The organism is Sinobacterium norvegicum, from assembly GCF_923077115.1.
GTDB lineage: Bacteria > Pseudomonadota > Gammaproteobacteria > Pseudomonadales > Sinobacteriaceae > Sinobacterium > Sinobacterium norvegicum.
Genome location: NZ_CAKLPX010000008.1, coordinates 17,929 through 40,596, shown reverse-complemented (window position 1 = coordinate 40,596; position 22,668 = coordinate 17,929). Strand labels below are relative to the sequence as shown.

21 protein-coding genes are annotated in these 22,668 nt (G+C 51.7%); 6 read left to right on the top strand and 15 right to left on the bottom strand.

The genetic code is table 11. The features are described 5' to 3' along the window. Nucleotides 1–159 precede the first annotated feature (159 nt). From L9P87_RS17585 to L9P87_RS17560, 6 genes are all read left to right on the top strand, one after another. A complete protein-coding gene (locus L9P87_RS17585; protein ID WP_237446073.1) occupies nucleotides 160–849 on the top strand; it encodes a PhoH family protein in 690 nt (229 codons plus the stop codon). A 131-nt stretch (nucleotides 850–980) separates the two neighbouring features. After that, nucleotides 981–1,835, top strand: coding sequence for an acyl-CoA thioesterase (locus tag L9P87_RS17580; RefSeq protein ID WP_237446072.1), 855 nt, complete (start codon nucleotides 981–983; stop codon nucleotides 1,833–1,835). A 63-nt stretch (nucleotides 1,836–1,898) separates the two neighbouring features. After that, entirely contained in the window at nucleotides 1,899–2,378 is a 480-nt protein-coding gene (locus L9P87_RS17575) for a DUF302 domain-containing protein (RefSeq protein ID WP_237446071.1), read from the top strand. A gap of 150 nt (nucleotides 2,379–2,528) precedes the next feature. Then, nucleotides 2,529–2,912: a limonene-1,2-epoxide hydrolase family protein gene (locus L9P87_RS17570; RefSeq protein WP_237446070.1), complete on the top strand. Its 384-nt coding sequence runs from the start codon at nucleotides 2,529–2,531 to the stop codon at nucleotides 2,910–2,912. 97 nt (nucleotides 2,913–3,009) lie between these two features. Beyond that, nucleotides 3,010–3,531 carry a non-heme ferritin gene (gene ftnA, locus L9P87_RS17565; protein ID WP_237446069.1) on the top strand — a complete coding sequence of 174 codons (522 nt, stop codon included), beginning with the start codon at nucleotides 3,010–3,012 and terminating at the stop codon, nucleotides 3,529–3,531. A gap of 169 nt (nucleotides 3,532–3,700) precedes the next feature. Beyond that, complete coding sequence (locus L9P87_RS17560; protein WP_237446068.1) at nucleotides 3,701–5,089, top strand: alkaline phosphatase; 1,389 nt, start codon at nucleotides 3,701–3,703, stop codon at nucleotides 5,087–5,089. Between the two features lie 123 nt (nucleotides 5,090–5,212). Here L9P87_RS17560 and cobN read toward each other — a convergent pair whose 3' ends face one another. The 15 genes from cobN to L9P87_RS17485 all read right to left on the bottom strand — a co-directional run bounded on the left by cobN (nucleotide 5,213) and on the right by L9P87_RS17485 (nucleotide 22,666). Continuing rightward, the gene (cobN, locus tag L9P87_RS17555; protein ID WP_237446067.1) at nucleotides 5,213–9,073 is read right to left on the bottom strand and encodes a cobaltochelatase subunit CobN; all 3,861 of its coding nucleotides are present in this window, start codon (nucleotides 9,071–9,073) and stop codon (nucleotides 5,213–5,215) included. Continuing rightward, a complete protein-coding gene (gene cobW / locus L9P87_RS17550) occupies nucleotides 9,074–10,165 on the bottom strand; it encodes a cobalamin biosynthesis protein CobW (RefSeq protein WP_237446066.1) in 1,092 nt (363 codons plus the stop codon). A gap of 30 nt (nucleotides 10,166–10,195) precedes the next feature. Beyond that, entirely contained in the window at nucleotides 10,196–11,002 is an 807-nt protein-coding gene (gene cobM / locus L9P87_RS17545) for a precorrin-4 C(11)-methyltransferase (RefSeq protein WP_237446065.1), read from the bottom strand. Between the two features lie 17 nt (nucleotides 11,003–11,019). Beyond that, nucleotides 11,020–11,796 (bottom strand): precorrin-3B C(17)-methyltransferase, encoded by a 777-nt coding sequence (cobJ, locus tag L9P87_RS17540; RefSeq protein WP_237446064.1) that lies wholly within the window; start codon nucleotides 11,794–11,796, stop codon nucleotides 11,020–11,022. Between the two features lie 28 nt (nucleotides 11,797–11,824). Then, nucleotides 11,825–12,583 (bottom strand): cobalamin biosynthesis protein, encoded by a 759-nt coding sequence (locus L9P87_RS17535; protein WP_237446063.1) that lies wholly within the window; start codon nucleotides 12,581–12,583, stop codon nucleotides 11,825–11,827. Further along, entirely contained in the window at nucleotides 12,580–13,329 is a 750-nt protein-coding gene (cobI, locus tag L9P87_RS17530) for a precorrin-2 C(20)-methyltransferase (protein WP_237446062.1), read from the bottom strand. Before cobI ends, L9P87_RS17535 begins: the two co-directional genes overlap by 4 nt. Beyond that, nucleotides 13,326–14,609, bottom strand: coding sequence for a precorrin-6y C5,15-methyltransferase (decarboxylating) subunit CbiE (gene cbiE, locus L9P87_RS17525; RefSeq protein WP_237446061.1), 1,284 nt, complete (start codon nucleotides 14,607–14,609; stop codon nucleotides 13,326–13,328). The genes cobI and cbiE overlap by 4 nt, the downstream gene beginning before the upstream one ends. A gap of 1 nt (nucleotide 14,610) precedes the next feature. Continuing rightward, nucleotides 14,611–15,249 carry a precorrin-8X methylmutase gene (locus tag L9P87_RS17520; RefSeq protein ID WP_237446060.1) on the bottom strand — a complete coding sequence of 213 codons (639 nt, stop codon included), beginning with the start codon at nucleotides 15,247–15,249 and terminating at the stop codon, nucleotides 14,611–14,613. A gap of 38 nt (nucleotides 15,250–15,287) precedes the next feature. After that, entirely contained in the window at nucleotides 15,288–16,304 is a 1,017-nt protein-coding gene (locus tag L9P87_RS17515; RefSeq protein ID WP_237446059.1) for a sirohydrochlorin chelatase, read from the bottom strand. A 73-nt stretch (nucleotides 16,305–16,377) separates the two neighbouring features. Next, the gene (locus L9P87_RS17510) at nucleotides 16,378–17,109 is read right to left on the bottom strand and encodes a precorrin-6A/cobalt-precorrin-6A reductase (protein WP_237446058.1); all 732 of its coding nucleotides are present in this window, start codon (nucleotides 17,107–17,109) and stop codon (nucleotides 16,378–16,380) included. After that, on the bottom strand, nucleotides 17,106–18,224 hold the full coding sequence (locus L9P87_RS17505; RefSeq protein WP_237446057.1) for a cobalt-precorrin-5B (C(1))-methyltransferase: 1,119 nt from the start codon (nucleotides 18,222–18,224) through the stop codon (nucleotides 17,106–17,108). The genes L9P87_RS17510 and L9P87_RS17505 overlap by 4 nt, the downstream gene beginning before the upstream one ends. Nucleotides 18,225–18,262: 38 nt before the next feature. Beyond that, nucleotides 18,263–18,937: an urease accessory protein UreH domain-containing protein gene (locus tag L9P87_RS17500; RefSeq protein ID WP_237446056.1), complete on the bottom strand. Its 675-nt coding sequence runs from the start codon at nucleotides 18,935–18,937 to the stop codon at nucleotides 18,263–18,265. Nucleotides 18,938–18,987: 50 nt separating this feature from the next. Beyond that, a complete protein-coding gene (locus L9P87_RS17495; RefSeq protein WP_237446055.1) occupies nucleotides 18,988–20,367 on the bottom strand; it encodes a cobyrinic acid a,c-diamide synthase CobB in 1,380 nt (459 codons plus the stop codon). Beyond that, a complete protein-coding gene (gene cobO / locus L9P87_RS17490; protein ID WP_237446054.1) occupies nucleotides 20,367–20,960 on the bottom strand; it encodes a cob(I)yrinic acid a,c-diamide adenosyltransferase in 594 nt (197 codons plus the stop codon). The genes L9P87_RS17495 and cobO overlap by 1 nt, the downstream gene beginning before the upstream one ends. Nucleotides 20,961–20,977: 17 nt before the next feature. Beyond that, nucleotides 20,978–22,666 (bottom strand): AAA family ATPase, encoded by a 1,689-nt coding sequence (locus L9P87_RS17485; RefSeq protein ID WP_237446053.1) that lies wholly within the window; start codon nucleotides 22,664–22,666, stop codon nucleotides 20,978–20,980. Nucleotides 22,667–22,668: the final 2 nt, after the last annotated feature.

Sequence of the window (22,668 nt, the reverse complement as noted above, 5' to 3'; positions counted from 1 at the left end):
GGTCGAAAAAATACTGTTTACATAATTTATACCTGTAGAACTCTAACTACCTTGAGGAATAAATATATGGCCCGCCGCGCTCACTCTAAACGCAAAGAGAACAGATACCAAACAACCAGTACTCATGAGCCGAGACGTAAGACGTCACGACGCAACAAAATGACGAACATTGTTGAACTCCACAACCCCAATACCAACACTGCCTACACCCCGCAACGCGTTCAAAGCAAACTCACTGCTAAAAACCAATCACAACAGCAATACATCAATGCCATCTACAACAACACACTGACCTTCGGCACCGGCCCTGCTGGTACCGGTAAATCCTATTGCGCCGGGGCCATAGCCGCCGACGCCCTCGAATCAGGAAAAATAGAACGCATTATCATCACCCGCCCTGCGGTGGAAGCCGGTGAAGAACTCGGTTTTTTACCCGGCGATGTCGATGATAAATTCTCAGTTTACATTGATGCTTTTAGGGATATCCTCAACGAACGACTTGGCGCTGGCACAGTTGAATATTGCCTTCGTCATGGCCGTATTGTCGCCGCCCCGCTGGCCTACATGCGAGGCAAAACCTTTGATGAAAAGAGCTTTGTCATTTTAGATGAGGCACAAAATACCACCCCAGCACAAATGAAAATGTTCCTCAGTAGAATAGGAGAAGGCTGCAAGGTCGTGATCAATGGGGATATCGCCCAGAGCGATCTCAGAGGGCCTTCGGGGCTTGCCGATGCCGTCAATCGATTAGAAGGCGTCAATAACATCCACACCCATGCGTTCACCCGCGACGACATTGTTCGTAGCGGTCTGGTTCGCGATATCATTGACTGCTACGAACTCAACTAACGCTTATTGTTTGCCTTAGCTATTGCACAGCACCGTGGGTCACCGCGGTGCTGTCAGCGTTAAACCCTGCTTTCTTTAACGACTAACTTTGCTACTATGGTCAACATTCTAATGTATTCAGAGTGAACATCATGGCAACCCCCGCACTAACGCTTTTACTCGACCACCTAACACTGCAAAAACTCAATCACAATTGTTATGCCAGTCGAGGTAACAACGGTAGTCTGGGCCGGTTATATGGCGGGGAGATTCTCGCTCAGTCTCTGTCAGCGGCAGACAATACCATCGAGCGGCCTTTTATCGCCCACTCTTTACATGCCCATTTCCTCCATCTGGGCTCAGCCGACTCACCACTCGAATATCAGATCGAAAGGCTCAGAGATGGCCGGAGCTTTGCCACACGCCGGGTGAATGCAGTGCAGGCTGGACGCATGATTTTTACCGCAACAGTCTCCTACCACATTCCACAACCGGGCTTCGAGCATCAAGACACTGTCGACATCAATGCCTACCCCAAGCCCGAATCACTGGTCAGTGAAGCCGAGCGCTATCGGGCCTTTTTACCCGAATCGATGCACAACCTCTATGGCTGGCCCATCGACTTTCGACAGACCCAGGCTGTCGACTTACTCAACCCAGCCGTCGCCGAACGCCAACATGCTGTCTGGATCAAAAGCCAGGCAGAACTACCCGATGATCAAAACCTCCACCGTCAGCTACTGACCTATTGTTCAGACAATCCACTGCTATTGACCGCACTGCGTCCCCACGGGAAAACGAATTGGAGCGATGGAATGCAGGTCGCCAGCCTCGATCATGCGATCTGGTTTCACGCCGAGTTCAGGCTGGATGAATGGCTACTATTCACCCTGGACAGCCCTCGAGCAAGCGCCTCAAGAGGCTTGGCAACAGGCCATATTTACAATCAACAAGGCTGCCTGGTCGCCTCGGTAATCCAGGAGGGCGTGATGCGTAAAAAGCCCTGAGTCAGGACTGATAATTAACGCTATAATTAACGCCAGCAACCTGTCGACTAAAAGGAATAGTCCATGCTTAAGTACTGCCGTGTTACCGCAACCGCCCTATGCGCCGCCACGCTATTGTTGTCATCTCTGTCTACGGCTGTATCGGCCGACGACGTGGCGGGTCTAACCTCTGTTGCCAGCCAATCGTCGGTACAACAAACCGCCGATAAGTTGGTAACGATATTAGAAAAAAAGGGCATGACTGTATTTAATCGCATCGACCACGCCAAGGGTGCGCAAGGGGCTGGTGTCGAGTTACCACCAACGCAGTTGATTATCTTCGGCAATCCCAAAATCGGTTCGCAATTAATGTTGTGTAGCCAGACAACAGCGATCGACCTGCCACAGAAAATGCTGATCTGGCAGGATGACAATGGCAAGGTATGGCTTGGCTATAACAGCCCCGACTACCTAAAAAGCCGCCACCATATTGACGGTTGCCAGCAGATATTAGCGAAGGTGAACAAGGCCCTCAGCGCCTTTGCCCAGGCCGCCTCGCAATAATTCTGCGGCGCTGTTCAAGAGCAGCGCCAAACACTGACACTCCCCAGTGACCTCACCGGAACAGGCTATAACAAACACTGCTCATCCCATTATGCCTTTCAGTTGTCGCCCCCTCCTAATAAGCTTCTTATTCAATAAAAAGGAGTTAACATGAGCAATATTGCCCTCGTTCAAACATTTATAAACGCTATCAACGACAACAAAAAAAACAATGTACTGGCCTTTTTTAATGATCAGTCAGTCTTTAATAATATCCCGATGGGCATAGTGACTGGCCAGCAGGGTGTCTGGGACATACTCGGCCCCCTGCACGAGCAAGTCGAAGCGGTAGAATACGTGATACACAATATCGCAGAGTCCAGCGATGGCGTCGTTCTTACTGAAAGGACTGACCGCTACCATTTTAAAGACCATATTGCTGAATTTCCCGTCATGGGCACTTTTGAAGTTGATGGCAGTATTATTAGGCAATGGCGAGATTACTTCGACATGAAGCAATGCCTGGCACAGCTACCCAAGGCAGATAGAGAATAGTTGATTAACAGCAAGTGGTTTTTTGGTTGCAATTAACACCGAAACAGCCACAATCGACGGCTACTACTCTTTTTATTTCAGCGTTATTGGTACCTCTATGTTAACAAAAGAAATGGTGTGCTTCTTAAACGAGCAAATCAACCTTGAATTTTACTCCTCAAATCTTTATCTACAGATGAGCGCCTGGTGTGAGGATAAAGGCTATGAGGGCGCTGCAGCCTTTATGCGTAGTCATGCCGATGAAGAAATGGAGCATATGCGCCGTCTGTTTACCTATGTTAGCGAAACCGGTGCCCTGCCTCGGCTAGGCGCTATTGCAGAAGCTCCCTATGAATTTAAATCTCTCAGTTCGCTGTTTAATACCACCTATGAACACGAGTGTATGATTACCTCAAAAATCAACGATCTCGCCCACGCAGCATTCACCAACAGAGATTATTCTACCTTCAACTTTCTTCAGTGGTATGTTTCAGAGCAACACGAGGAAGAAAAACTGTTTAAATCCATTGTCGATAAAATCGAGCTTGTTGGTGAAGACGGCAAAGCGCTATTTTTAATTGACAAAGACCTGGCGGCAATGGCTACCTCTGGCAGCGACAGCATTATGACTGAAGCCTAATCAATAGTTGCATCAGACAATAAAAAAGGCCGTTAAACGGCCTTTTTTTTTCTAACATTAACACTTTTTATAGCAATCATTCTTTTGTTACAACTGTAGCTGACTTACTATCAATAACACTCAATAGACACGCCAAACAATACAACGACAGAAAAATAAGAGTAGATTTATGAACAAACGTATTGCCACCGTTATTGCAGCCGGCTTGTTATCGGCATCAACTTTTAGCCTCGCTGAGACACCTCAGAATGTCATCCTGATCATCGGTGATGGCATGGATGATCAACAAATCAGCATAGCGCGTAACTATCTCGTCGGTTCCCAAGGTCGGCTCACTCTCGACGCAATGCCAGTACGCAGCACCGCGCAGGTTCTCACCGTCGACAACGATGACCCAAACAAGCCGGTCTATGTTGCCGATTCTGCCAACAGTGCGACCTCGTTAGCGACGGGTGTCATTACCAGCCGTGGCCGCATTGCCACAACGGCAAAAACTGATCAGAGTATCACTACAATCATTGAAATGGCCCAACAGGCAGGATTAAAAACCGGCATCGTCAGCACCGCCAGTGTCACCGATGCGACCCCTGCCTCATTTATTGCCCATATCGATAAGCGCTTTTGCGAAGACCCCAGCATGATGATTGACGGCCTGATGCATGGCCGATTCCCCATTGAATGTGAGTCATATACCAAGGCTAACGGTCGCTCTGGCTCTATTTCCGAGCAACTGGCTGCCTCCAACGTCGATGTCATCCTCGGTGGAGGCATGCAACATTTCGATATCGCCGCCGAAGCCAGTGACAAAACAGTACTACAACAAGCCGTCGACAATGGCTTCAATATCGTCACCTCTGTTGCCGAGCTAGAGAACGCCAACAATGACAGCAAACTATTAGGCTTATTCTCACCCAGTACCATGCCCACTCTCATGCGAGGAGAAAATGGTCGTATTGCTGAGGCGCCCGAAAAAAGCGTGATGAACCATATCTACAAATACCTGGGTGAAATCACCCCGCCACCGGTGATGATATGCGAAGACAACCCAAAGTTTGCGTCGATGCCCACCATGAAGCAGATGACTGACGCTGCTATCAGCCACTTAGACAGTAACCAAGGCTTTTTCCTAATGATTGAATCAGCCTCTATAGACAAGGCCTCACATGGACGAAATGCCTGCGGCTCAATTGGTGAGGTGCAACAACTCAATGCCGCACTCGACAGCGCCCTGGCTTATGCCGAGACGTCGCCTAATACACTGATCATCGTCACCGCCGACCACGGCCAAGCCGCACAGATGATCCCTGAGGTCAGCCTGTTCTCTAATGCCGCTTATGGCGGTTTACCCGCAGCCACCCCAGGTTTGATTGCCAGAATCAAGACACCCGAAGGCAGTATTATGGGGGTTAATTATGCGACTAATGAGTCCTTCGCCGAAGAGCACACCGGTGTCAACGTGCCTGTATTCGCCAATATCGTCGGTCAGGATGTTATCGCACCGATGATTACCCAACCGGATATCTTCACCATTACCGCCAACCACCTCGGGTTAAAGTAAACTAAAAAAGGCCTCTGTTGAGGCCTTTTTTAACACTCGCCCAAACATACCTCTAACGATAAAAATCGTTTTCGCCACAACACTACCTGTTATTATTTTTCTGAAACGACAATAACAACCTGATTAACCTTCGTTTTCCTCATCTAACGATAGAAGTAAACCTTGTAATTTCTGTTGATAATCATCTGGTTGCTGCCAAAGCCCACGCTGACAGGCCTCGAGCATTCGCTCGGTCATTTCCTCCAAGGCTTGGGGGTTATTATCTTTTAGAAATTGCTGATTTTGTCGATCAAAAATTAATGTATCACTGACCTGTTGGTACTGATAATCAGCTATAAGATCTGTGGTGGCATCATAGGCAAACATGTAATCAATCGAGGCCGCCATTTCAAAGCCACCCTTATAGCCATGCTCACGCATCCCCTCTATCCATTTAGGGTTAAGTAGCCGCGAACGAATCACACGGTTTAACTCTTCTTTTAAGGTTCTTATCTTCGGTGCTGACGGGTTGGCGTGATCACTGTGATAAACCTTAGGGGTGTTGCCAGACAACACCGTAACGGCGTTAGTCATACCGCCTTGGAATTGATAATAATCATCGGAATCAAGCAGGTCATGCTCACGATTATCTTGATTTTGCACCACCGCCTCGAGATTGGCCAACTGATGACCGAACGCAGAACGCGCCTCCACACCATCGCCGCCAGCAACGCCGCCATAGTCACTGCCGTAGGCATAGCCGCCCCAATTGATATAGGCCTCGGACAAATCGCTTTTATGCTGCCAACAACGCTCATCAATCAAGCCCTGCAAACCGGCACCATAAGCCCCCGGCTTGCTACCAAAGACGCGGTAACAAGCCTGAGTCTGCGCCGCTTCAGCCTCAACACCCTCGGCGATAAGCTGCTGTCGACGCCGCTCGATATTGGCCTTGATCGGGTTGCTGGCGTCGGCCTCATCCATCTTGGCAATCGCCTCGACAGCAACGGCAAACAGTCGCATCACATTGGCAAAGGCATCGCGAAAAAAGCCCGACACCCGCAGCGTCACATCCACTCTCGGCCGGCCGAGTAACATCGCCGGTATCACCTCGATATCAATCACCCGCTGCGAGCCTGGCGCCCAGATTGGTTTAACACCCATCAGTGCAAAGGCCTGCGCAATATCATCGCCACCGGTTCGCATTGTCGCCGTGCCCCAGACAGACAGGCCCAGCGTCGTCGGGTAATCCCCGTGCTCCTGCAGATGCCGCTCAATCAGCGCCTGCGCCGACAGCTGCCCCAGCGCCCAGGCAGCGTTTGATGGGATGCTGCGGTTATCGACCGAAAAGAAATTTCTGCCGGTGGGCAGGGTATCGAGTCGGCCACGGGTCGGTGCACCACTGGGGCCGGGTTCGACAAAACCACCACCGAGACCATTGATCAACGCCTCGGTCTCATTGACTGCACTCTGTTCTAAGGCGGCAAGTAAAGTCTGCTTACTGTATTGGCACAGGGCATAACTGGCTGGCAGTAAAGACTGTAAATCGACTCGCGAATCGCCCTCCTCGATAACCCAGGCCTTGACGACAATCATTGCCAGCAGCTCCAGACGCTCTCGAGTATCCGCCGCTGTTCGCCATGATTCATCACTGAGATGCTGCAATATCGCCGGGCGCTCAGCGGTCCAAACTTGAGCCTCTGCCGTCAGCGGGTCATAGTCCTCACCGGCCAACACTGTTAAGTCTAAGTCTTTTGCCAAACTGTGTAGTATGCCCCGACTGTGGTCATCATCACCTCGTGGTAGGCGTAACAACGCGACAATGGTATCCACTAATTTTTCAGAAACCGGCAACTGACCCAGCCGATGCAGGCCGTGGCGAATTTGTGCCTCTTTGATATCGCAGAGATAGGCATCGAGTTGATCTAGCATCTCATCATCGTCGTCAGCGGCTAACTCTTCGGCTAAATGGCAGCGCTTGACCTCAATAATAATCTGCTCCCGCAGCCATTGCTCCCGCCGACCATCCATCCCCAGCGTCTGATAATATTCATCGACCAGCCCCTCCAGCGCAGCCAGTTCTCCATAGCTCTCTGCCCGCGTCATCGGCGGCATTAAATGGTCAATAATCACCGCGTGTGCACGCCGCTTAGCCTGCGCGCCCTCACCCGGATCATTGACAATAAACGGATAAAAATGCGGGATAGGGCCCAGCGTAATATCGGGCCAGCAGTGCGCAGACAAGGCTGTGCCCTTGCCCGGCAACCACTCTAAATTACCGTGTTTACCGACATGAATAACCGCGGCCACCCGATACTGGTAACGCAGCCAAAAATAAAACGCTAGATAACTGTGCGGTGGAATCAGATCGGGGTCGTGATAGTTGGCAGCCAAATCGAGATTATAGCCCCGCGCCGGCTGAATACCGACAAAGGTTTCGCCCAATCGAATACCGGCCAACATGATTCTGCCGTTGCGGTATTTCGGGTCCTGTTCAGGTTCACCCCAGCGCTCGATAACCGCCTGTTGTTGCGGCAGCGGTAATTGTTGAAAATATTGACGGTAATCGGCCACCGACATGCTCTGCCAACACCCCCGCTGATGGATGGTGTTAGGGTTGTTGGTGACGGAGCCCATTAGCTCGGTGATCAAATCGTTGCCATCAGCCGGTATATTGCTGATGGGGTAGCCCGCAGACGCCAAGGCCTGCAATATATTCACCGTTGAGGCCGGTGTATCGAGGCCGACGCCATTGCCAATACGGCCGTCTTTGGTCGGGTAATTGGCCAGGATGAGCGCCACTCGTTTTTGCTGATTAGGCACTGTCGACAGACGGCAAATATTGGCCGCTAATTGCAGCAGGGCCACCGCTCGCTGTTGCTGTAGCTGGTAGCGGATAACGTCTATTTGGCAGCGCTGGTTGTAATGGCTCAGGGCCTTGAAGCTAATAGCATGGGTAATAATGCGACCGTCTAGCTCCGGCAACACCACCTGCATCGCCACATCACGGCTGCGCAAGCCCTGTTTATACTGCAGCCAGTCGTCTTCGGTACTACTGGATAAAATACACTGTAACACCGTTATATTCGCCGTAAACGGGCTGACGAACGCCGTCGGTTCACTGCTCAAGCACGGTGTGCCAACCCGGTTGCTGGCAAAGCCAGTGGTATTGATAATCACTGCACTATCAGTCTGCTCGATCAACCGATTGACGCTGTCGATAGAGTCTTGATCCTTCAGAGAGGTAATCGCTATGGGCAGGGGGTTGAGCCCCTGCTCTATCATCAGTGCAATTAACTGGTCGAACATGGCCGTATTGGCGCTCTGCAGGTGACTGCGGTAAAACAGTAAGATCGCTACTGGCTGCATCGGCTGCCAGTGTTGCTGACACTGGGCCAGTAAAACATCTTCAGTGAGTTGCTCAAGCGCAATCTGCCCGTCAGCATATTGAACCGGCCAATAAATACAGCTGCTCGGAATCTGTAGCGGTGGCGACACCTCAGTAACAGCGCCGCCCTGCAGTAAGGGCAATAGTGACAATAAACACTGCTTGGCATTGCTGACTCCGCCCTGACGAAGATATTGCCAGGTCGTTAACCAGCGACCCTCGTCCACCGAGCTAATAGCCAGTAGCGCCAAATCAACGGCATCATCACCGGGGACGACAATCAAATGCCGATTAGGCCGTTGTTGCTGCCACTGCTGTAGCTGCTCGACGCCGTACTGCCAATAACTTTCACCCCCCAACAGCGATACCACCACAATCTCGGCCGCGTCGATCACCGTGTCACGATAAAGATCCATCGCCGCTGGCTTTAGCAGCTGCATCCAATTGGCCAGACGCACCTCAGCAAAATCACGGGGTAAAGTATCGACCGCCTGGGCCAGTGCCGCCAAGCTGCTGTCGGCGGCCGACAGTATCACGATAGGTGCAGGTTGTTGCTGTAGATCGACAATACCCTCATCGTCGACAAACCCACCGGGCTGAGCGGCTAACAGATGCATTTAGGCCGTCGCTGTTGCTTCAGCTGTTTGCAATGCTGCGATCACCACCGCCTCATCCAACTGCTTGCCGATAAATACCAGATTGGTTTGACGCATCTCATTCGCCGCCCATAGACGATCGAAATGAACATCAAGACGTTCACCCACCGCCTGCAATACTTGTCGCATCGGCTTATTGGGCAGTGCGGCAAAGCCCTTGGCGCGGAAAATAGTCTGCTGCGTTAACAGGTCTTGTAACACCGCCTGCAATTTATCCCCGTCGACCTCACCGAGACTCACCACAAAAGAGTCAAAATGATCGTGGGCATGATCGTGGTGCGCACCATGGTCATGATGATGATCGTGGTGTGTGTGTACCTGCTCAATACGCTGTTCAGCCTCGGCATCGAGACCAATCAGCATCTCTAAACTGGCTTCGCCATTACTGGTATAACAGGTTTTAACCGCAGCAGGCACCTTGTTTTGAACAATTTCCTCAACCAACTGACGTTGCTCATCGAGCAACAAATCATTCTTACTAACGACCACTAAATCAGCGGCGCTGAGTTGATCATCTAACAGTTCTTGCAAGCTGGGATCATGGTCCAGGTTTTCATTGGCCAGCCGTTGGCTCTGTACTTTTTGTTCATCGTCGGCAAAACGGCCGGCGGCGACGGCCGGGCCATCGATCACGGTAATCACCGCATCAACCGTACAATGTTGTTTTATTTCAGGCCAGTTAAACGCCTGCACCAATGGCTTGGGCAGGGCCAAGCCCGATGTTTCGATGAGGATATGGTCAATGTCATCACGGCGGGCAACCAACTGTTTCATCACCGGTAAGAACTCTTCTTCCACGGTGCAGCATATGCAGCCGTTGGCCAATTCATAAATACCGTTGCCCGCATCGATGGCCGCGTTGCTCTGCTCATCATCGCAGTCCAAAGGGCAAGAACGCAGCAGGTCGGCATCGATATCTAACTCACCAAACTCATTGACAATAACGGCAATCCGCTTGCCCTTGGCCTGCTTTAGAATATTGGACAGTAAGGTGGTTTTACCGCTGCCTAAGAAACCGGTGACAACGGTGGCGGGAATTTTATTTAACTGCATGGGGACACCCTATATTTTTTAAATTTCTGGTTATGCTATTTTTTTGTCGTCGCGTTTTACTGTTCTCGGTGCTGCCGGTTTCACTTTGGGGCGATAGACGTGTGCCTTATCTTCGTCATAAAGATAAGAGTCTTGGAAGTTTTCGGCATCTAACACATGGCCGACTAAGATCAATGAGGTACGAGTAAATTTCTTTTCGCGAACCTTGGCAACAATGTCTTTTAAGGTGCCCGTGACCTTGTCTTGATCGGGCCAGCTGGTGCGATAACAGACCGCCACTGGGCAGTCCTCGCCATAGTGTGGCAATAAATCTTCGACCACCTTATGAATACGAGTGACACCTAAATGAATCGCCAGCGTTGCCCCAGAACGGGCAAGTTCAGGCAGGCGTTCACGCTCTGGGAACGGCGTCTTACCCTCATAACGCGTCATAATTATGGTTTGAGAGACACCAGACAGTGTCAACTCTTTACCCAACCATGCCGCCGATGCCGATGTCGCTGTGACGCCGGGGATGATTTCATAATCGATATCCAAGGCCTCAAGACGACGAATCTGCTCACCGATGGCACCATAGACAGACGGGTCGCCGGAGTGCACACGGGCGACATCTTGATGGTTATCCCTGGCCTCAACAATATGCGCAATGATTTGTTCGAGGTCCAGGGATGCGGTATCGATAATGCTGCTGGCGGTCGCCTCAACCGACTGCAAAATCTCCCGCGGCACCAGTGAGCCGGCATAGAGTACTGCCGGGCACTGCTGTAATATACGCTGTGCCTTGACCGTAATTAACTCAGGGTCACCGGGGCCTGCGCCTAAAAAATATACTTTCATCGTCGTCACTCTTTAAATTACAGTTTTTTCTGATAGCCACGGGGGGTGTATACCCACTCTTTTTGACCGTTAACAATATGACGGGACTCACTGTTACCGACTGAAACCATGGTAAACATATCGACATCTTTGCCGTCGAGCTGCCCCAGCGTAGTAATGGTGATTCGTTCATCTTCACGGGTTAACTGACGGCCGATTAAGACCGGCGTTGAGGCGGGGCGATATTTCAACAACACATCTCTGGCGGCGTTTAACTGCCAGTCACGTTTCTTCGATACGGGATTATAAAATGAGATAACAAAGTCACCCTGCCCGGCGGCATCAACACGCTTAATAATTGTCTCCCAAGGGGTTAATAAATCAGACAGCGATACGGTACAAAAATCATGCCCCAACAACGCGCCTACTCGGCTGGCGCCTGCCTGCATGGCAGAGATACCCGGCACGACCTCAATCTCAACGCCCAGCCACTCTGGGTGCTGTTCTTCACCGCTCAATTGGCGATCAAGCAACTCAAAAACCAGTGTTGCCATGGCATAAATACCAATATCACCACTGGAGATCAGCGCCGTGGTTTTACCACTGGCGGCTAAATCGAGGGCCAAACGGGCACGGCCGATTTCTTCACCCAGGGGTAAATCATGATGGTTTTTACCGTCACAGATTTCGCCCAGCAAATCCAAATACAAACCATAGGCGACCAAATCACTGCTGGCCTTGATCGCATGCATCGCTTTTGGCGCAACCAGCGCTAAATCGCCAGGTCCGGTGCCGACTACAAATAATTTACTCATCACTCTCTCTATATTATTTTTTTAAAATTTACAGTGGGAAACTGCGGGCTATGGCGCAGGTTGCCTTATCCGTTTTGTGTTTGGCAAAAACAATCTCGGCGCTGTCGCCGGTGAGTTGTTGCGCGGCAAACAAGGCGGCGGATTCCGCCACGCCATAGACACCCACCGTGTTATAGACGTACTCCGAACGCATGGTGAGTTGCGCCTCTACCGTGGCCAACTGCTGTTTATTCCAGCACTGAAAAGGCAGTTGAAGGCTGGCAGCCAAGGCGATCAACCCCTGTTCATCGGCCTTGATATCGATACTGTTAATGCTGCTGATTTGCTCTATGGTCAAATCTGCGCGGGCCAGACACTGCTCTAAATGCTGTCTCAAATGCGCCTCGCTGCAACCACGCTCACAACCCATGCCAACAGCATATTGTGGCTGTAAATAAGGCTTGGCCGTGGTTATGACGGCCGTTGCCGATAAGTATTCGGCAATCTCAACCGCCCACTGATTAGCCCCCCCCTCATGGCCACTGAGCAAGGGAATGACAAACTCACCTTTTTCATCGAGAACCAATACCGCGGGGTCCTGGTGTTTATTGGCGATAACCGGGCTCAGCGTGCGCATCACAATGCCGGTGGCACAAATCATGATCAAACGATTACCGTCACTAAAGTAACGTTGGACGGTCTCAGCGAAAGGCTGCGGCTTAAAATGCAATTGGCTGTCGGCCAACTCCGCCTCAAGTTGCCTGCCCAGTTTTTGCCCCGCCTCGGTTAGTGCGATAATGCGTATCATCGTTCACTCCTCTCGTGTAATGTCGCCGCGGTAATGATGAACAGCGAAAAATACGGGCCGGCGGTGTTGTCGAGTTCACTCACATCATCGACAATATGTTGGTTTTCCCTGCCGATATACTCCAGATACTTGGCGTGCTGCAACCTACCGGTCTGCTTTAGGGCGGCCAATATACGAGGCCGTGCTCGACCCGCCTTCATAATCACCACACTCTGATGCTGCTGCAGCGCCGCGATAAGTTTGTCATCATCATGGCGACCACTGATGACCACCAATGAGTCCCGCTGCATGGTCAGCGGCAGCGGTAAAGCCGCCGCCCCCGCCATAATCGATGAAATGCCCGGCACCACCTGACAGGGGTATCGCCCCTCAATCCGCTCTAACAAATAGGCAAACGAGCCAAACATTAACGGGTCGCCCTCGCAGAGAAAAATCACCCGCTGTTGGCGACCCAGCTGAGTAATAATTTTTTCTGCGCCCTCATCATAGGCCTGGTTGGCCAGGTTTCGGTCCTCACTCATCGGCATTACGATGGCGATTTCGACCAGATTGTCTTTGCCAACAGCGTCTATCGACAGCGAGGCAATCGCCCGTGCTTGAGAGTGCCCCTGCTGATTGACTAAATAACAGATAACATCAGCGTTGCGAATCTCACGAACAGATTTAAGCGTCATCAACTCAGGGTCGCCGGGGCCTACACCAACACCAATAAAACAAGGCTCACTGTGCTCTAAAGCCACCATCATAATTGCCCTTGTGTTTTTACCATTTTAAATAAGGTAACAGGTAGATTGGGGCGATATAGCAGCTGACTGGCCAACACATCCCCTTGGCTGACAGCGACTTGAACACTCTGCCAGTGACAGCTTTGATCTATCTTCGGTAGCTGCTGTTCGATAAATTGTAATATTTTAATTTTGGTATTTTCCGTCACTGCACTGACTACAATCACCCCGTCGACCGGCAACTGCTGCCATACCATCAACAGCAAATTATTGAGCTCGCCGTCACTGCCACCGATAAACACCTTATTGGCCGCCTCCGTCTGTGCCTCAAGACATTGCGGCGCTCGTTGATTGAGTAACTGCAGGTTGTCGACGACACCAAATCGCTGCTGATTTTGCTGTAGACATTCAAAGCGAACAGGATGGTGCTCAACCGCCAATACCGATGCTCTGGGTGCCCAGCGCGCCAATTCGATCGCCACCCCGCCGCAACCAGCGCCAATATCCCACAGCCTGTCGCCATTGGTGGGGGCCAACAGTGATAATATCGACAGCCTCACCTGCCGCTTAGTCAGCAGCCCCTTGCCCTTGTCGGCATCGGTAATGTAGTGCTGATCTTCGATGCCGGGAAAGGCGGGCAAATAACCACGATTTTGTTGCGTCTGGATAACGCTGACATGCAGCAGATCGAACGCCAAGGTGTTATCGGCCAATAGTTGCTCAACACTGAACTCTCGCAGTCGTTGCTCGGGGTAACCGAGTTGTTCACACACCGTAATACTGGCATCGCCAAAACCCAGTAAATGGCACTGCTCGGCCAATTGCCTGGGTTGAGAGTGTTTATCGGTCAATATCAATAAATGCTGAAACGCCTTAAGGTGTCTGCGCAATAACATCAGCGGTCGACCATGAAGGCTGATCACATCGACATCTTGCAGTGACAAGCCCAGCTGATGACAGGCTGCCTGAATACTGGAGACACCGGGGTGAAAACACACATGACCGCCTGCGCTGTTTTGCCCCAGCCAACGGCCAATGCCATAAAACAATGGATCGCCCGAGGCTAAAACAACCAACTGACTAACACCCTGTTGCCGCCACTGTACTATCGCCTGTTTTAACTCGGCCAACTTTGGCAGTTCAACCCGCTGCACCTGGTTTTCAGCCGATAAATAGCGCTCTACCGTCGCCAATTGTCGCGGCGAACCGACGATAATTTGTCCCCGCTGAACAGCCTCAGCAGCACGCCGATCGAGCACCGCCTCGGCACTGACACCCAAACCAATCACATCAATATTCATATCAATACAACTCGCCGATATTGCAGCGTAACAGCGCATTACAGCTGGCCGACGAAACCGCACTGCCGCCTTGACGCCCCAGTAACGTAATACAGTCGACACCGAGCTCTCGGTGACAATCCCACAACGCTTGCTTGGACTCAGCCGCACCGACGAAGCCGACAGGCATACCGATAATTAGCGCCGGCTTATCGGCACCGTTAGCAATCATTTCGAGCAGACGAAACAACGCCGTCGGTGCATTACCGATGACAACAACACTGCCTTTCAACTGGGGTCGCCATAACTCTAAGGCGGCCATCGACCGTGTTTCACCCAAGGCCTTGGCTCTCGCAGCCACGGTCGAATCGTTGAGGAAACACAGCGGCGGCTGAGTAATCATCCGCTTGGTTATGCCCTGCTTTACCATCTCAACATCACATAAAATGGCGTTTCCCGCTGCCAAAGCCTGGCAGCCTTGCTGACAGGCCGCGGCACTGAAACGCACCTGCTCAGCCAACTCCGGCATGCCGAGACTATGAACAACACGCATCACAACCTGTTGCTGCTCAACATTGTATTGTTCAAGCGATACCAGCTGTCGAATTTGACGAAAGCTCTGTTGCTCAATCGCCTTCGGATCCAGTTCATAGTCAAACATCGGCTATCGACTCCCTATTAGGACGGCTAAGGCTGGCATTATTTTTCACTGTCGTGGCTATGGCTGTGTCCGTGATGATCATGGCTGTGCGAATGGTGGTGATGATGACCGTGATCAGCATCGGTTCCAATGCCCTGCACATGGTGGTGATGACTCTCCTGTACGGCACCAACCTTGTGCTCGGCGCCGACAATCTGTACCCGATACTGACACAGCTGACAGTTCATATTAGGGTTGCCCTGCTCGATCTGCTGCCACTTATCGACAAAGGTATCGATAACCAGAGGGTGATCGTTCAAGTACGAGGCCTTAACCACGGCAACATCGGGGTGGGCGTCGGCATAATCGTCTACCCAGCTATAAATTTTCTTCACCAGACGACCGGTGAATAGAAAATACGGAAACACAATAACCTGTTTAAAGCCAAGGCCATGCGCTCGCTCTAGACAGTCTGGTACCAACGGTGTGGTGACGCCACTATAGCAGGTGGTGGCCCAGCCAAAGCCCATACCCTCTTCGAGAAAGCGGGTGATTTTACAGATATTCGAGTTGGCATCGGCATCAGAAGCACCGCGTCCGACAACGACTAACATCGTGTCTTTGCGGTCATAGCTGTCGCCGATGGTGGCCTTTAATTGTTCTTCTGCATCGACAATCCTCGACTCAGAAGCCTGCAGCATCTTGGCATCGACACCAAGCTCAACGCCGTAATCGATTTTTACCCCGTATTGTTGTTGCAGCGCGTTCAACTCACTGGGAATATCATTTTTTGCGTGGCCACCGGCCATCAACATACCGGGAATAGCCTGAATATGCTTGGCACCTTGGTCGATTAATTTTTCTAAACCCTCGGCAATAATCGGTTTTACAAATTCTAGAAAGCCGGTTTCCACCAAGTGATTGGGGAATCGTTGACGGAAGTGATCGGCGAGTTGATAAAACTCTTCCACCGCATCAACATCCCGCGAGCCGTGACCGACAAACAGTATGGCGGGTTGCTCTTCGGTGCTGAAAACATCGATCTTATCGGTTGATACTGCAGTATTCTCTGACATATTTTTACCTTAAATTTCGTTAAAACGTCGTTTAATTCCGTTTATAATTTTTCCAAATTTTCTACAAACCTTGTTAACCCAAAGCCTCTTCAGCAACGGCCTCGACACAATCTTGCCAGTGGTTAAATTGCCTTGTAACCAGGGGTAAAACAGGGGGCTGCAACAACCACACCGGGATATTTAATTGTTCGGCGGCGGCTAATTTACTCACTGGCCAGCCACCGCTGTTCTTGCTGACTAACAGTTCTATGTGATGTTTTTCCATCAATGCCATCTCCTGTTCTACGCTGAACGGCCCTATCGCCACCTCCACCGTCAGCCCAGGCATCGGTATAGATGACGGCGCCACCGCGGTGCGTAATACAGAACGACCAAAGCGCTGGGCTAATACCGCCTGCTGTACCACTGGCGGCAACTGACCGCTGGTAAAAAATACCCTGGGCTGATCGATGACGGCAGACAACAAAGACTGCCAGTCATGAAAGAGTCGATGAGGCTGGTTGAGCTGCCAGGGCTCTCGCCCTAAACGCCAACAGGGCACCGACATCTGATCACAGGCCACAGCGGCGGCGTCGCTCATTCTCTGGGCAAACGGATGCGTCGCATCCAGCACCAGACTAACCCCTTGTTGACGCATATACAGCGCCAAGCCACCACGCCGACTAAACCCGCCAACCAACACCTCGCATGCCATTTTCGGCACGCGCACCAGGCCTGCAATGCTATAAACAACCGGTATTTCGCGTGCTATCAACCCCTCGGCGATACGCTTGGCGTCACCGGTACCGCCTAAAATAAGTATCATCGCTGCCCTCCCGCTAAATCGGTTGCTGCGTTATCACAGCCAATAATCTTGCCCTGACGGTTGATCGCGAAGACCTCAATCGACATCTGTCCTCGCGCGGTCTGTTCGGCTACCTGCCGGGCCTCCTGACAAACCAAAGAGACCAAGTCGATGCTTTCTTTCTGGCACATCGCCAGTACTTCAATCGAGGTATTAGCCTCTAAAACTTGTCGCTGCAAATTCGATGAACCATGCAACTGACCGACCTTACTGGCCAGATATGCAAAATTAATACTCGACGACTTGCTGTGTAAGTCTAAGTGGCCATTGGCCAGTTTCGTCAACTTGCCGAAGCCGCCACACAGCGTCAGCTTATCAACCGGCACCCTGCGTAGGTATTTCAATACCGCACCGACAAAATCACCCATTTCAATCAACGCCATGTCGCCGAGCTGATAATAGTCACGTATGGCAGCCTCGCTGCTACTGCCGGTCGTCGCCGCTATATGGTTAATGCCATTGGCCTTGGCAACATCGATGCCCTGATGAATAGAGGCAATATACGCCGAACAGGAAAACGGTCGTACAATGCCCGTAGTGCCCAGGATCGACAGCCCACCGACAATACCCAGCCGCGGGTTCATGGTTTTCTGCGCCAGCGCCTCGCCATTGATAACGCCAACAGCAACCTCAAAACCGCCGTTATAAGCTGCAACTTCTGCAATCTGTAGCAGGTGGTCCGTTATCATTTGGCGGGGCACGGGGTTGATAGCCGCCTCACCGACCGCCAGCGCCAAACCCTCGCGGGTGACGACGCCCACGCCCTCAGCCGCTGAAAACCGAATCTCGGCAGCGTCGATTAAACTCAGTTCGACATAGACCTCGGCACCATGGGTCACATCGGGATCATCGCCAGCATCTTTAATCGTCGCCGTTCTAACGGTCTGGTTTTGTTCGATCACACTGTCGATGATTAAGTCGACCTTTTTACCCCTTGGCAGCAGCACCTCAACACGGGACTGCAGCTGTTGAAAAAAAAGCATATTCGCCGCCGCGATACAGCAGGCGGTGGCACAACAACCGGTGGTTAAACCACTGCGCAGGGGACGTGCTTGTTCAGTGCTTTCTGGCCACATACCCCCTCCTCCAATTGATCAATGATTAACAGCGATAGTTAGACCGCTTGCGCCACCCAGTAACCACCAAAGGCCACCGAGAAACTGGCAATCAAGTAGCGGCTGAGATTAAACAGCCGGGTGAAGCGTTGCTGCAACTGCTTTTGCATCAGGCCCAGGCCGGCACCGAACAGCATCATCGACAACATCACGCCGACCGAAAACACGATCAAGTATCCGCCGGCCAACCACAGCTGCCCGTGGGCAACAGCGGGGATTAATGCCAGCGCCGGTGCACTGCCCGCCAGACCATGTAACATACCCACCATTACCGGCGCATGTGCTTTTTGAGAATTATCATTAGCGTGTCCCTGTTCATGCCAATGGGTATGTTCGACATCACCATGCCTGTGACTTTTCAACTGCATATGCTGTTTTCGAAAACGCCAAAAACACAGTAGACCAACCGCAATCAACACAAAGCCAACACTCAATTCGGCAAACCAAATCAAGCTTTCTGGTAATGCGACACCAAGACCAAACAACACCATGCCGGCGAGCAACAACACACCGCCATGACCGACAGCCCAGCTGGCACTGAATTTTAACGTTTTCTTAAAACCGGGTTTTTCATTACTCAACGCCGTGACAGCCATCACATGATCGGCATCGAGGGCGTGAATAAAACCAAGGGTAAAGCCGGCGAACATCATCGAAATACTACTGACCAACATGGACTATCTCTCCTATAAATATCAAATTATTGTCTGTTGTTAATTCACGGTTAGCCGACATTATCGAAGTGCTCCGGCAATACAACAGATTGGCTATTGTGTGCGCCCAACAACGCTGCAATGGCAGTCGGGTTGGAGGCAAAGAATAAATGTAAATAGCTGGCGGTTAAGCCTCGCTGCTGATAAATCGCCTCACCCGGTGCAGGGTGGCGCTGGCGTCGGCCATGGCTGACCGGTTCGGTGGTGCCGGTACTGCGAGACCGGTGGTGGGCATGGGCTCGCACCTCACCCTCTGACAGCATTGCGGTTTGCATGCCCTGACAACCACGTTTGCCTCGCATCCAACCATGGCCATCCAACAGGCCCAGCATCGAATGCTGCTGCTCACCAAGGTCGGTTAATGTCTCCAGGCAATAAAGAAAGCCGCCGCACTCTGCCAAGATCGGCTTATGCTCACCATGGTGTTCAACAAGACAGGCCTTTATTGAATGATTGGCCGCCAACGCAGCCCCGTGTAATTCGGGGTACCCACCGGGCAGCCAGATGGCATCAACATCCCTCGGCAGCTGCGTATCAGACAATGGCGAGAAGAAGCTTAAACGTGCACCCATTGCCTCCAATAACCTGAGGTTATCCTGATAAATAAAGCTAAAGGCTTGGTCGCGAGCGATGGCAATATGGCGCCCGGCTAGCAGTTTCTCGGGTTGCTCTATGCGCCCGGCACTGAAAGCAACAGCCGCTGGTAAATCGGTGACTGCATGCCCTGACAGAGAAAAACCACTGCCTGCCAGCCAGTCGGCTGCGGCGTCAAAGCAGTCTTCCAGTTGATCATATACCTCTGCCGCCTGGACCAAGCCTAAGTGGCGCTCTGGCAAGGCAACCGCCTCATTACGCGCCAACGTCGCCAACAGTGGCAACGTCGCTGGCAGCGCATCGTGAATCAACTGGGCATGTCTTTCACTGCCGCAATTGTTAGCAATTAAGCCGGCCACGGTAATATCCTGACGAAAGCCAGCCAGCCCTGCGGCCACTGCGGCAGCGGTCTGCGCCATGCCTTTGACATCCATGACAATGGCCATGGGAATATTGAAATAGGCTGCCAGATCTGCGCTCGATGGCTCACCATCGAACATGCCCATCGCACCTTCTATCAGAATTAAATCGGCAACTGCCGCCGCCTCATAGAGTTTTTGCTGGCAGTACTCTGGGCCGGCCATCCACATATCGAGCTGCTCAACAGGCTGACCAGAAGCCTGCGCTAAAATTTGAGGATCGAGATAATCCGGCCCGGTCTTAAACACCCTAACGACCTTGCCTTGGCGAGCAAAAAAACGAGCCAAACCAGCAGTGATTGTCGTCTTACCCTGGCCAGATGCCGGTGCAGTAACAAACAGCGTCGGGCATGATTGTCGCGAGGTTGAATCGGTCATCAGTATTCAATCCCCGCCTGCGCCTTCACCCCTAAACGAAAGGCGTGACGTTCATCCTGGATCACACTGATGGTATCGGCAATATCCTGTAAGCCCAAGGCCATGGTTCGGCCGGTAATAATGACAGTCTGCATTCGCGGCCTGGCCTTCAATGCAGCAACCACGGGTTCAACGGATAAATAATCGTACTTGAACATATAACTCATTTCATCGAGTACGATCAGGTCAAGACTATCATCGGCCAGTAGTTCTGCTGCCTTTTGCCAAGCCTGCTCAGCGGCGGCAATGTCCCGGGCACAGTCCTGGGTCTCCCAGGTAAATCCATGCCCCATAACATGCCAATCAATCTGCGGGTGGCGATGAAATAGCTTAAACTCACCGGTCTCTAGTCGCCCCTTACTAAACTGCACCACGGCGCAGTGCTTACCATGGCCGACACTGCGAGCCATGGTACCAAAGGCCGAGCTCGACTTGCCCTTGCCATTGCCTTTCAACAGAATTAACACCCCTCGCTGTTCTGTCGCCTTGGCAATTTTTGCGTCGATAACCGCCTTGCGTTTGATTGATTTTTGTCGATGTAATTCTTCACTCATTTCTTATTCTCTATCTATTAAGCGATTAACAGCGGCTGATACTGCGCCGCCAATGCCTCTGCCAATTCTGCACAACGTCCGCGCTTAACCGCCGACTGCTCAATATCAAAAACAATACACGGCCCCAGATCGCCGTTAGTGACCACACTCATCTGCTCAAATGACTGACTGCTGCGTCCATCGGTAAAAAGATAACGTTGACACTCAGTGGCTGGATGACGACGCTGAATATCGAGCAAAAAAGATTGCACAAACTGCAACATTTTCTGCATCGGCGTACCGCCACCCGCCTCGATACTCTCGAGGAAATCACGGCATTGTTTTGGCGCCTTAACAGCTGGCATTAAAGTGTAAGCCTGCTGTTGACCAAAACACACAATAGCGACCCTTTCACGCTTTAGGTAAGCCTGTTCTATGATGGTCATGGCTGCGGCCTTGGCGATCAAAAAGCCTTTATCTGCAACCACCGAGGCCGAGGTATCCAGCACAATCAAGTGCAACCGATCAAGACCACTTCGCGCCCGTTTAAAGGCCAACTGAGCCAGCGGTAGGCGGCCTGCGTTTTTAACCAATGTGGCAAACCAGTCTACTTTTTCACTCAGCTGTCGACTCTGCTGCTGACGCCCCATATGGCCGCCTTTAATCTTTCCACCCTCTAACGAGCGTTCACTGCGCTGCCGGTCAACAGGTTTTGCCAGATAGACATCGCTGCTGACATCATCGCCATCCACCGGCTGCGACAGACTGCCCCACTCTCCTGCCGCCTCATTGCCCGATGACGGTTGGTCTGCCGCTGAGCGGTCAGACTGCTGATCTCTGGGGTGATCAGGGCGAGTAAACGGCGGGGATGGCGGTTTAATATTCCGTCGCCTATGGTTGAGCACCAACTCAGACACCGCCGCTATATCCTCTGCTATTACCTCTGTTCGCTGCTGCCATGCGGCGTGAGCCTTGGCAGCCTGCAGACAAACGATGTCAGCACGCAAACCATCGACCGCCGCCTGCTGACATAGCTCCGCTATCGACAGCCGTAATGCCCGCTCACAGCGGACATCAACCAAGCGCTGCTGCGCCATCAACAAGCGCCGTTTGAGCGCCAACTGCTCTGCCTGGTACCGATCAATAAAGGCGGATGGATCCGCGTCAAACTGCTCACGCAGAGTCACAATATCAACTCGTTGATCGGTGGTGTAATCATTACCCAACTGCACACAGAAACCAAAACGGTCAAGTAACTGGCCACGCAATTCACCCTCATCGGGATTCATCGTCCCCAGCAACACAAAGTCCGTTGTGTGCTGATGGCTGACACCATCACGCTCGACCACATTGTGTTTCGACGCTGCCACATCAAGCAACTGATCGACCAAGGTATCAGGTAACAGATTGACCTCATCAACATAGAGAACTCCACCGTCGGCCTTGGCCAGCAGCCCCGGTTGAAAAACCACCTGCTGTTGATCCAAAACTTTTTGCAAATCCAAGCTACCGACTAACATTTCTTCACTGGCTCCCAGAGGAAGCGTCACAAAGGCAGCGTCTTCGCTCGGCAAAACATCAGCAACAGCACGTGACAATGTCGACTTAGCGGCACCTCTTGGGCCGCAGATCAGCACACCACCCACCGCTGGATTTATCGCAGCAAGAATCAACGCTTTTTTAAAAGCCGTCTGACCAACAACCGCCGTAAAAGGATAGTTAGACACAG